Here is a 10726-nt window from a genome sequence, read left to right on the forward strand (position 1 = left end):
AAGCGGGTGTGCGCAGTGTTAAAGGCACCTTTTACGTCTACGAGGGTAGCCTGCCGGTGCTGGATGGAATTGACCCTAACCAGCCTGACTATGTCAGCTACAACCCTGCGGTGACAGGCGTGGCCTTGAACTTTAACCGGGTGCATTTCGAATGGAAGCGCGCGAGTGGGGGGTATGCCGTAACCATGGACGGCCGGTCCGAAAAGTACCGCCCCGCAGTTACGATGGCTGCGATGCAGATAACCGATCGTGCTTCACCACTTTATACTTACAGCGACGGGGGTGCGCGCGACAATTGGACCGTGGCCAAGCCGGCGTTGGGCGGGGGCGGGGCGCGGTGGCTGCCGGTGCGTAAACCGGGGCTTTATGCTGGCGATGTCTTTGTCACGATGGCAGGCGCGCAAGGCATTCGGCTGCGCGGGCTGGCCATGACCAAGACGCGGCCCGTAGGGGCCGTTCTGGTGGCACAGCAAAGCGCCCCGCTGCGTGATATCATGCGGGACATGCTAAAATATTCGACCAATCTGACGGCGGAAATGGCGGGTCTTGCGGCCACTCAGGCGCGTGGCCAAAAGCCCGGCACGTTGAAAGAATCAGCAGCCGAGATGAACCGCTGGGCCAAGGGGGCACTGGGGATGAGCAACCCCGCGCTGGTGGATCATTCGGGGTTGGGCGACGACAGCCGTGTTTCGGTCCAAGATATGGTGGCGGCATTGATCAAGGTGAGCGGGTCGGGTGTCTTGAAGCCGATCCTCAAGACGATCCTGATGCGGGATGCAAAGCGTAAACCCTTAAGCAATCACCCGATCAATGTCGTCGCAAAGACCGGCACGTTGAACTTTGTATCGACCCTTGCGGGGTATATGACGGGACCGAACGGGCGGGAAATGGCGTTTGCTATTTTCTGCGCTGATGAACCGCGCCGCGCCACGATCACACGTGCGCAGCGTGCAAACCCTGATGGGGGCCGTGCATGGAATGTGAACGCCAAACGGTTGCAGCAAAGCCTTATCGAGAGATGGGGTGCATATCACGAAGCGTGAGAACCCGCTTTTTTTTTCGAAAATTCCGGTGAACTACATAACATGGCGCGCCCGAGCACCGCGTTCGATGGCTGCAGCGTGAAGCCGGTCCAGATCCAGCTCGTAGCGGATTTCTTCGAGCAGGCGCAATTCGGCTTCTTCCAATCTGCCATCTGCTGCCGCGACATCGCAGGCCAACGCATAGGCGGTTTCGTTCAACCGGTCCGGCAAAGCGCCTTTGATCAGGCCGAACAAAGCATCAAGCCCGTCTTCTTGTTCAAATAAATCGAAAACCATCTGGCTGACGGTGCTGATCCGGTCGACGTCATATTTTGCAAAGATCGGCAGCACATTCACAGCGGTCTCGATCTTGATCAGCTCGGTGGTGCGGATATCCTCATCCGACGCCGACACTGCGATCATCAGTGCCACGAGGCAATCCTGCGCGCTGAGCGTCAGGGATGTATCTTCGGTCATGGGATTTCCTCTCCAAGAAGCTGTATTGGCACAGATTATTGACGCCCCTTCGGGGACGCAATAGGTACGGGCTGCTTGCGCGCATTGGGTGCGGGGCGAAAATGATGGAAAACAAGACATGTCGCAGATGCGTGAAGCAGCCCTAACCAGCAAAGCGTGGCCCTTTGAGGAAGCACGCCGGGTGTTGAAACGCTATGCAAAAAAGGCCCCCGAGAAGGGATATGTCTTGTTTCAGACCGGCTATGGACCATCGGGTTTGCCCCATATCGGGACCTTCGGCGAAGTTGCGCGCACCACGATGGTACGACGCGCTTTTGAGCTGATTAGTGACATTCCTACACGTTTGATTTGTTTCTCGGACGATCTGGATGGCATGCGCAAGGTTCCGGGCAACGTGCCCGACCCCGAAGCATTGGCAGAACATCTGCAACGACCGTTGACATCGGTGCCTGATCCGTTTGGCACGCACGAAAGCTTTGGTGCACATAACAATGCGATGTTGCGGCGTTTTCTGGATACGTTCGGCTTTGAATACGAATTCATTTCGGCCACGGAATTCTATCGTTCCGGCCAGTTTGACGAGGTGCTTTTGCGTGCCGCCGAGAAATACGACGAGATCATGGCCGTGATGCTGAAATCCTTGCGCGAAGAGCGCCGCCAGACCTATTCGATCTTTTTGCCGATCCACCCCGAAACGGGCCGTGTTTTGTATGTGCCGATGAAAGAGGTGAACGCCAAGGAAGGTACGATCACCTTTGACGACGAAGACGGGACCGAAATGACCCTGCCGCTGACCGGTGGCAACGTAAAGCTGCAATGGAAGCCCGATTTCGGTGCCCGCTGGGCCGCGCTGGATGTCGATTTTGAAATGTACGGCAAGGATCACAGCACCAACACCCCGATTTATGACGCCATCTGCCGCATCTTGGGCGGCAAAGCGCCCGAGCATTTCACTTATGAGCTGTTCTTGGATCAGGATGGACACAAAATCTCCAAATCATCGGGTAATGGCCTGACGATTGATGAATGGCTGACCTATGCCAGCGCGGAATCGCTGTCTTATTTTATGTACCTCAAGCCAAAGACCGCCAAGCGGATGTATTTCGACGTGATTCCCAAGGCCGTCGATGAATATCACCAGCAGTTGCGGGCCTATGAAGGTCAGGACGACAAGGCCAAGTTGAACAATCCGGTCTGGCATATCCACGGCGGCGATGTGCCAAAGTCCGATATGGTTGTGCCCTATTCGATGCTGCTGAACCTGGCATCGGTATCCTCTGCCGAGGAGAAATCGCAACTTTGGGGCTTTATCCAGCGCTATGCACCTGATGCCACGCCCGAAGGCAACCCTGGCATGGACGCTGCGGCAGCTCATGCTGTGCGGTATTACAACGACTTTGTGAAGCCGACCAAAGTGTTCCGCGCGCCGACTGACCTTGAGCGTGAAGCGTTGGAGGACTTGCAGGCGCAGTTAAAAACTTGGGACGGTGGATTGGACGCCGAAGCATTGCAGACCATGGTCTTTGCCGTTGGCAAGGAACGGTTCGATCCACTGCGCGATTGGTTCACGGCGCTGTACGAAGTGTTGCTGGGGGCCAGCCAAGGCCCGCGGTTTGGTGGGTTTATCGCACTTTACGGTGTGGATGAAACCATTGCGCTGATTGATGACGCGCTGGCGGGCAAGCTGACCGCTGAATGAAACTCTTGCCCTGTGGTGTGCGTGACTTAGGTTTAACCGCATCACCACAGGGAGACAGCCAATGCGCAGCCTATTTGTTTCGGTTCTTTTCGGGGCGTTGCTGACGCTGTTTATGGCCTTTGGCGCGTCGGCCCAACAGGCCGAGATCGAAGGCACCATCAGCCAGCAATTCGACGCCTTTAAGGCAGATGATTTCGAGGGCGCGTTTCAATTCGCCAGCCCGACGTTACAGATGCTTTTCCAATCGCCCGAGAATTTTAAACGCATGGTGACCACGGGCTATCCGATGGTTCACCGCCCTGCCGAGGTGAAATATCTTGAGCTGCGTGAAATTGCAGGTGCCTTGTGGCAAAAAGTACAGGTCACGGACCAAAAGGGCTTTGTCCATATGCTGGACTATCAGATGACCCAGACGGATGACGGTTGGCGTATATCCGGGGTTCAACTGTTGGACGCGCCTTCTGTGACAGCCTGAACCAAGCCAAACCTTTTAATGCGACCCCTTACCCGCCTCGTACAATCGAGGCGGGTTTTCCCGTTTAAGCGCGCGGTGGTCTTAGACCCGATTAACCGCAGGTGCGTATCCCAGACCCCGTGCCGGTGGCTGCCGGAGTTTCGCAACTGGTGGGGCGGCGGGCCGGTAGGGCTTGCGGTGGATCTTTGAAAGGGAATTTGATGAACAAGGCGATTACAGATGGGGTGGTTTTCACACCCGCAGCGTTTGCAAACGGGCTTGATGTGTATTCAAGCGGTGATGGCACGTCAGGATCTGATACCTACGCCAATGCGATTAACGCCGCATTTATTCCGGCGGATCAGGATTTTGGCGGCGCGCTTGAGTTGATCAAAACGCAAGGTACGCAAAAGCTGCGCTATATGGGGCAAACGCCGCTGCTGCCGGGCTGCTATCTGCGCATCACAGCAAAGGTCAAGGCGATCAGTGGTAACCTGCCATCGGTCCGGATTGCGGGGTATCCCGCACTTGGCAATGGTGCGCGCGTGGGTGGGCTGGTCGAATTTGGTACGTCGGTTCAACTGACAAGCTACGGCGAGGTGGTTGAAATCAGCGCCATCGTCGGGTCCGGCCAGCGCGGCGGCGTCGATATGGTTTGGGGGACGAACCCGGTCTACGGGCATTTCGGCCTTGATATGACAGGGCAAAACGGCGGTGTTGTCCGGATTGACGATTTGCAAATCGACGACATCACCAGCGCGTTCTTGCTGGATATGCTGGCGCAGGTTGATGTGCGTGACTTTGGCGCAGTGGGGGATGGCGTGACCGATGACACCGCTGCTTTCAACGCGGCGAATGCAGCGTCGGACGGGCGCAGCGTGCTAGTCCCCAAGGGACTTTTTCGTCTGAACGGCGATGTGACTTTTGACACCGAGACGTTGTTCGAAGGCAAGGTGGTCATGCCTGCGACGGCGATCTTGTCGCTTCGTCACAACTTTGATCTGCCGCATTATATTGACGCATTCGAGACGGAAGAAATCGCCTTTCGCAAAGCGTTTCAAGCGTTGCTCAGCAACTCGGACCATGAATCTCTCGATATGGGGGGGCGCAAGGTGTATGTGACCGGGCCGATTGATATGCAGGCGGCAACCCCTGAACGAACCAGCTATTCAACGCGCCGGGTTATCCGCAACGGCCAGTTCGAGGCGGCCAGCAACGGAAATTGGGATACAGTGACGGTGACCTCGCAGGGGACGTATTCGCCGTCTGACGCGCGCAAGCTAACCAATGTGACCAATGTGGCCAACATCCCGATCGGGTCTCACATGAGCGGCAATGGCGTCGGGCGGGAAATCTATGTCCGTGACGTTAACATTGCCACCAAGGAAATTACCCTGAACGCCCCACTGTTCGATGCGGCTGGCACACAGAATTTCACCTTTTCGCGCTTTCAGTACATGCTTGATTTCAGCAACTACGGTTCGCTGAGCAAGTTCGTTCTGTCTGATATCGAATTCCAGTGCAACAACGTCGCGAGCGGCATAAATCTGGCACCATCCGGGGTGACGTTCCACATGCGCGATTGCTTTGTTTCGCGGCCCAAGGACCGCGGTGTCACGTCCACTGGTGGCGGATGTCAGGGCATGTTTATTGACCGCTGCCAGTTCCTGTCCTCCGAAGACGGGTTGAACGTTTCGGAGCGCAAAAGCATCGCGATCAACTGTAATGCCAATGATGTGAAAATCCGTGACAACCGCGCGACCCGTTTCCGGCATTTTGCGCTGGTGGCCGGACAAAACAACATCATCACGGGCAATCACTTTTTCCAGGGTGACACGGTAACGAATGGCATCCGTTCGGCCGGATTGATCATTGCCGCGCAACACACCGGATCGGTGATCCATGGCAATTATGTCGATAACTGCTTTATCGAATGGACCAACGAACAGGATCCTGCCCCTGAATACAGCAGCGAATATTCGTTCAGCTCTTTGTCTATTACCGGCAACATCTTTTTGTCGGGCGAGGTGGCACCGTGGTTCAGCTATATCGTGATCAAACCGCACGGTGCAGGGCATGTCATCAACGGTTTGACGATCACTGACAACCGGTTCCGCAGTTTGAACGGCCCGATTGATCACGTCGAACGTATCGACACGACCTATGCGGATATGGATTTCTCGCGGATGCGGAATATCGAAATCACCGGCAATTCGTTCCACGGCGTGAATTATCCCGTGGCCAACCCCGTGCAGGTGGAACATTCGCAAGCAAGCCATGCGCAGACTTGGGTCGTGGATATCGCAGATCGGTTTCCCTTTGGTGGTTGGGCGATTGCGGTGGATAGCATCACGATGGACGGGCCTGTGCGTAACACTTCGAATGTTGCGCAGTTCTCGCATCCATATGTGCTGACGGACCAAGGGCCAGATCGGGATCTGCTGCATCTGGTTTGGAACACCAGCGTTAAAGGTGCGATTTTTATGCAGGCGCGTATGGACAAGCGCTAACCGGATTTCTGGCCCCTCATGCGTGGTGTGTGGGGCCTAGAAATCGCGCCAGAAAGAGACCTTGAACGTTGTCGCCTTAGAGTTGCCGATTTGCGTTTCAGTCCCGACTTTTAGCCTGATGTGTGACTTGTTTTTTAAGGGGCGAAAAATAATGGACGGCGCGATCGAGGTGATCGCGTTGTCATTCACGCGTGCGTGGAATATCTGAACCATCCCCGAGAACCGGTCGTTGAAGTTCATGCCGACCGTGCTGTCGAGTTTGATAAGATGATTGGTATCGTAGACGTCCCACTGGATTGCTGCATCAACACCCATCCAGCCGCCACGCTTGCCAAGGGTAAAATCGCGCCCCCATGAAATCCCGGTGCGCAGATAGGGATTGACGGTTTCACCGGTCCAGCCCGCACCGATACCCAGTTCATATGCCCAGACGTTTGGGCCGTCCTGAACCCCGATAGGGCGGCGTATAAACAGCGTCGCATAATCGGACCGACTGCCATCCGGTAACGCAAGAAACCCCACGTCGGCCCCCAAGGTCACGTCGTCGCGCACGCCGTATTCAAGATAGGTGGTCTGGCCAAATTCCCGAAACATTGAGCCACTGACGGTCAAAGACGAAAAGCCGGTTTCTTTTTCGCGTAGCCACGCACCGGCAAAAGCCGAATGCGCCAGCAAAACTGAAAATAGAAACACCAGAATACGAAGCATGTTCAAAGCACCGACCTTTCGGGAAACATGCTAAAGGAAATTTAGGAATATGCGTATAATTTATAATAAATAAACTACAAATAGCAAAAAACCCGCAGAGCTATCTGCGGGTTTTTTGTCGTTCAATGTATCGTCACTTAGACGTTCACTGCGCCGCCTTTTGGACCTGCAATCAGCCATACGATAAAGCCCAAGACAGGGAAAATAACGATGCCGACGATCCAAAGCAATTTCGACAATGTCGAGGCACCTGAGCCAAGAACTTTGATGATTGCGTAGATGTCAGCGATAAGTATGATCAGACCCAGAATACCATATTCCATTGTCGTTCTCCTTTTAAGTTGTTCTGCTGGGTCAACGTGTCGCGGCTTTGAATCGTTCCCAATTTTGTGAACGTTTCTAAGATTTGATGAATTGTGATCGCAGAAATACGCCCGGTTCCGCTTTCAAAAGCGAATCAAACCCGATCCTCATCGGCCCAAAAAGGTGATCTGACGGGAAATAAAACCCTAACGCTTTTTCCCGCCATAACGTGATTTGCCGCCGCGCATGCCACCACGTCCGCCGGTTGACCGGCCTGACGCCTTTTGCGCGTCATCCACTGCCTTGTCGACGGCATATTGGCGCGCCATCGGATCATCCGCGATTGCAAGATCGACAGCTTCAAGGCGTTTGACCTCGTCACGCAAGCGGGCGGCTTCTTCGAACTCTAGGTTCTCGGCGGCCTTGCGCATGTCGGTGCGCAACCCGTCCAGCACCGTTTTCAGGTTGCCTCCAGCCAGCGGGTTGTCGATCTTGGCGGTCACGCGGTTCATGTCGACGTCGCCCTTGTAGAGGCCCGCAAGAATGTCATCGACGTTTTTCTTGACCGTCGTGGGCGTAATGCCGTGCAGTTCGTTATAGGCGACCTGCTTGGCGCGGCGACGATCGGTTTCGCCCATCGCGCGTTCCATCGAGCCGGTGATGCGGTCGGCATACATGATCACGCGGCCTTCGGCGTTGCGCGCCGCGCGGCCAATCGTCTGGATCAACGAGGTTTCTGAACGCAAGAACCCTTCTTTATCCGCGTCCAATATCGCCACCAGTCCGCATTCGGGAATATCCAGACCCTCGCGCAAAAGGTTGATCCCGATCAGCACGTCAAAAGCGCCAAGCCGCAGGTCGCGCAGAATTTCGATCCGTTCGATGGTGTCGATATCGCTGTGCATATAGCGCACGCGAATGCCCTGTTCATGCATGTATTCGGTCAGGTCTTCGGCCATGCGTTTCGTCAAGACTGTGCACAGCGTGCGGAAACCGTCGGCGGCGACCTTGCGCACCTCGTCCAACAAGTCATCGACCTGCATTTCAACGGGGCGGATTTCGATCATTGGGTCAATCAGGCCCGTCGGGCGAATGATCTGTTCCGTGAAAATGCCGCCGGTCTGTTCAATTTCCCATGCTGCGGGCGTGGCGGATACGAACACCGATTGCGGGCGCATGGCGTCCCATTCCTCGAACTTCAACGGGCGGTTGTCCATGCAAGAGGGCAGCCGGAAGCCGTGTTCAGCCAGCGTCATTTTGCGCCTAAAGTCACCTTTATACATGCCGCCGATCTGCGGGACCGACACGTGTGATTCGTCGGCAAACACAATTGCATTGTCGGGAATGAATTCGAACAGGGTGGGGGGCGGCTCTCCGGGCGCGCGGCCCGTCAGATAGCGCGAATAGTTTTCGATCCCGTTGCAGACGCCGGTCGCTTCCAACATCTCAAGGTCAAAGTTGCAGCGTTGTTCAAGCCGTTGCGCTTCCAGCAGTTTACCTTCGCCAACCAACTGGTCCAATCGCATGCGCAGTTCTTTTTTGATGCCGATCACCGCTTGGTTCATGGTCGGTTTCGGCGTCACATAGTGGCTGTTGGCATAGACGCGGATCTGGTCAAAGGTGCCGGTTTTTTCACCGGTCAGCGGGTCGAATTCCGTGATGCTTTCCAGTTCTTCGCCAAAGAAAGACAATCGCCACGCACGATCCTCAAGGTGGGCCGGAAAGATCTCGAGGCTATCGCCACGCACGCGGAAAGTGCCGCGCTGGAACGCCGCATCGTTGCGTTTATAGGCCTGGGCGATCAGATCAGCGATCACCTGACGCTGGTCGTAGGTTGACCCGGCTTTCAGATCCTGCGTCATCGCACCGTAGGTCTCAACGGACCCGATGCCGTAAATGCACGATACCGACGCAATGATGATTACATCGTCACGCTCCAACAGCGCGCGCGTGGCCGAGTGGCGCATCCGGTCGATCTGTTCGTTGATCTGCGATTCCTTCTCGATAAAGGTATCGGACCGGGCGACGTAGGCCTCGGGTTGGTAATAGTCATAATAGCTGACGAAATACTCGACGGCGTTCTCGGGGAAGAACCCTTTGAATTCGCCATAAAGCTGCGCGGCCAAGGTCTTGTTCGGGGCAAGGATGATCGCGGGGCGCTGCGTTTCCTCTATCACCTTGGCCATCGTGAACGTCTTGCCGGTGCCGGTAGCCCCCAGCAGCACCTGATCCCGTTCACCTGACCGCACGCCTTCGGACAGTTCTTTGATTGCGGTTGGCTGATCGCCCGCCGGTTCAAATTCTGTCGATAAAACAAACCGTTTTCCGCCCTCAAGCTTGGGGCGTTCGCGCACATCGGGTGCGGGATTTGACAGGAATGCGTCTTTGCGTTCCGGTAGGCTGTCGGAATGGGCATAGGCCATGGCAGGTTCCTTTGGGTGTTGCCCCTAAGGTGTCATTTTTTGCGTCAGGATCAAGGGGGGCAAGGCCCTACTTTGTCAGGCGCTTGCGATTGGCGCGCACCTTTTTGCTGACCGGTTCCATTGCGGCGGTCATGATTTGATCAGGTCTGCCCCCTCCGATGGCGGCCTTGGTGGCTGCGGCATAGGCTTTGGCCATAGCGGGACCTTTTTCATTAACCATGCGTTCATTTTCGCCACGCGCATGGGGGAGCGCGCCCGCCATACCCATAAGACGGAGGGTCATCACAGCTTGGGTGTCCAACATCAAGGATGCCATCTGCGTGCTTAATTTCATTAGGTTCAGGGGATTCATTTGCTTGCTCCGTTGCGCGTCCTTTCAGCATATGCTGCAACGCAGCATTTGTAACGCGAAATGTTTAGGATTGGCGGTGATCGCTTGATCCTTTGGCCAAAATGACCGATATAAGATCTGAACCAGCCGGAGAATTCCCTATGCGCGCTCGCATTTACCAACCTGCACGAACAGCCATGTCCTCTGGGACTGCCAAGACTCACATCTGGCTGCTTGAGTTCAATCAGGAAAGTGCGCGTGAAGTTGACCCGCTGATGGGGTGGACGTCTTCGAGTGACACGCAGACCCAAGTCAAGCTGCGGTTCGAGACCAAGGAAGAAGCGGTCGAATACGCCCGCGCCCATGGGATTGATGCGGTCGTCCAAGAGCCCCACAAACGCCGTGTAAACATCCGCCCCGGCGGCTACGGCGAAAACTTCGCAACGGCACGTCGCGGAGCTTGGACCCATTAAGCGTTTTGTAAATCGGGATAAAGTTGTCTCGGAATCGGGGTGAAGATCCCGCGAAGATGAGATTCAATCAGTATATAGATACTTGGCCTATTGCCCTTGCCATATCTTGATGTTCTTCGCATGTCTGCTGCAAACATGACCCAGAGACTACATAAAAGGTGAGATTGAAGCCCCTCAGCTCTGAATGGCCCCGTAGTTTACGGTCGTGTTGATAAGCAGCTTGAGTGTATGAATGTGCTTCGAGGTGAGCGAAAACACCGAATTGCGAGAGCATTTTTTCATGAGATATCTAAGCATAAGACGTGAAATTGAAGGCGCACTTCCAA

At 55.3% G+C, this 10726-nt stretch carries 10 protein-coding genes; 5 read left to right on the top strand and 5 right to left on the bottom strand.

The window, feature by feature from the left end:
* Positions 1–1043, top strand: a 1043-nt coding sequence (locus ABYT07_RS15485; protein WP_372992940.1) for a D-alanyl-D-alanine carboxypeptidase, incomplete at its 5' end; no start/stop codon positions are given.
* 33 nt (positions 1044–1076) lie between these two features.
* On the opposite strand, the gene ABYT07_RS15490 is transcribed toward ABYT07_RS15485, so the two are convergent.
* Entirely contained in the window at positions 1077–1499 is a 423-nt protein-coding gene (locus ABYT07_RS15490) for a tellurite resistance TerB family protein (RefSeq protein WP_372992941.1), read from the bottom strand.
* 118 nt (positions 1500–1617) lie between these two features.
* Between ABYT07_RS15490 and ABYT07_RS15495 the strand changes: the two genes are divergently transcribed.
* The 3 genes from ABYT07_RS15495 (at position 1618) to ABYT07_RS15505 (ending at position 6162) form a co-directional block, all read left to right on the top strand.
* Positions 1618–3198 carry a lysine--tRNA ligase gene (locus ABYT07_RS15495; RefSeq protein WP_372992942.1) on the top strand — a complete coding sequence of 527 codons (1581 nt, stop codon included), beginning with the start codon at positions 1618–1620 and terminating at the stop codon, positions 3196–3198.
* Between the two features lie 61 nt (positions 3199–3259).
* Positions 3260–3673, top strand: a complete 414-nt coding sequence (locus ABYT07_RS15500; protein ID WP_372992943.1) for a DUF4864 domain-containing protein — start codon at positions 3260–3262, stop codon at positions 3671–3673.
* Between the two features lie 200 nt (positions 3674–3873).
* Positions 3874–6162 carry a glycosyl hydrolase family 28-related protein gene (locus tag ABYT07_RS15505; RefSeq protein WP_372992944.1) on the top strand — a complete coding sequence of 763 codons (2289 nt, stop codon included), beginning with the start codon at positions 3874–3876 and terminating at the stop codon, positions 6160–6162.
* A 36-nt stretch (positions 6163–6198) separates the two neighbouring features.
* Here the strand turns inward: ABYT07_RS15505 and ABYT07_RS15510 are convergent, their stop codons facing one another.
* The 4 genes from ABYT07_RS15510 to ABYT07_RS15525 all read right to left on the bottom strand — a co-directional run bounded on the left by ABYT07_RS15510 (position 6199) and on the right by ABYT07_RS15525 (position 9948).
* Complete coding sequence (locus tag ABYT07_RS15510) at positions 6199–6870, bottom strand: hypothetical protein (protein WP_372992945.1); 672 nt, start codon at positions 6868–6870, stop codon at positions 6199–6201.
* A gap of 137 nt (positions 6871–7007) precedes the next feature.
* Entirely contained in the window at positions 7008–7193 is a 186-nt protein-coding gene (locus ABYT07_RS15515) for a PLDc N-terminal domain-containing protein (protein WP_372992946.1), read from the bottom strand.
* A gap of 186 nt (positions 7194–7379) precedes the next feature.
* On the bottom strand, positions 7380–9596 hold the full coding sequence (gene uvrB / locus ABYT07_RS15520) for an excinuclease ABC subunit UvrB (protein ID WP_372992947.1): 2217 nt from the start codon (positions 9594–9596) through the stop codon (positions 7380–7382).
* A gap of 67 nt (positions 9597–9663) precedes the next feature.
* A complete protein-coding gene (locus tag ABYT07_RS15525; RefSeq protein ID WP_372992948.1) occupies positions 9664–9948 on the bottom strand; it encodes an antifreeze protein in 285 nt (94 codons plus the stop codon).
* Between the two features lie 140 nt (positions 9949–10088).
* Between ABYT07_RS15525 and ABYT07_RS15530 the strand changes: the two genes are divergently transcribed.
* Positions 10089–10400 (top strand): ETC complex I subunit, encoded by a 312-nt coding sequence (locus ABYT07_RS15530; RefSeq protein WP_372992949.1) that lies wholly within the window; start codon positions 10089–10091, stop codon positions 10398–10400.
* Positions 10401–10726 lie beyond the last annotated feature (326 nt).

This window comes from Sulfitobacter sp., assembly GCF_041552635.1.
Classification (GTDB): domain Bacteria; phylum Pseudomonadota; class Alphaproteobacteria; order Rhodobacterales; family Rhodobacteraceae; genus Sulfitobacter.

What these genes read in the sequence shown, in the direction of transcription:
- ABYT07_RS15495 (WP_372992942.1), top strand. Translation starts at nt 1,618, where the DNA reads ATGTCGCAGATGCGTGAAGCAGCCCTAACCAGCAAAGCGTGGCCCTTT.
- uvrB (WP_372992947.1), bottom strand. Translation starts at nt 9,596, where the DNA reads ATGGCCTATGCCCATTCCGACAGCCTACCGGAACGCAAAGACGCATTC.
- ABYT07_RS15500 (WP_372992943.1), top strand. Translation starts at nt 3,260, where the DNA reads ATGCGCAGCCTATTTGTTTCGGTTCTTTTCGGGGCGTTGCTGACGCTG.
- ABYT07_RS15505 (WP_372992944.1), top strand. Translation starts at nt 3,874, where the DNA reads ATGAACAAGGCGATTACAGATGGGGTGGTTTTCACACCCGCAGCGTTT.
- ABYT07_RS15525 (WP_372992948.1), bottom strand. Translation starts at nt 9,948, where the DNA reads ATGAATCCCCTGAACCTAATGAAATTAAGCACGCAGATGGCATCCTTG.
- ABYT07_RS15510 (WP_372992945.1), bottom strand. Translation starts at nt 6,870, where the DNA reads ATGCTTCGTATTCTGGTGTTTCTATTTTCAGTTTTGCTGGCGCATTCG.
- ABYT07_RS15515 (WP_372992946.1), bottom strand. Translation starts at nt 7,193, where the DNA reads ATGGAATATGGTATTCTGGGTCTGATCATACTTATCGCTGACATCTAC.
- ABYT07_RS15490 (WP_372992941.1), bottom strand. Translation starts at nt 1,499, where the DNA reads ATGACCGAAGATACATCCCTGACGCTCAGCGCGCAGGATTGCCTCGTG.
- ABYT07_RS15530 (WP_372992949.1), top strand. Translation starts at nt 10,089, where the DNA reads ATGCGCGCTCGCATTTACCAACCTGCACGAACAGCCATGTCCTCTGGG.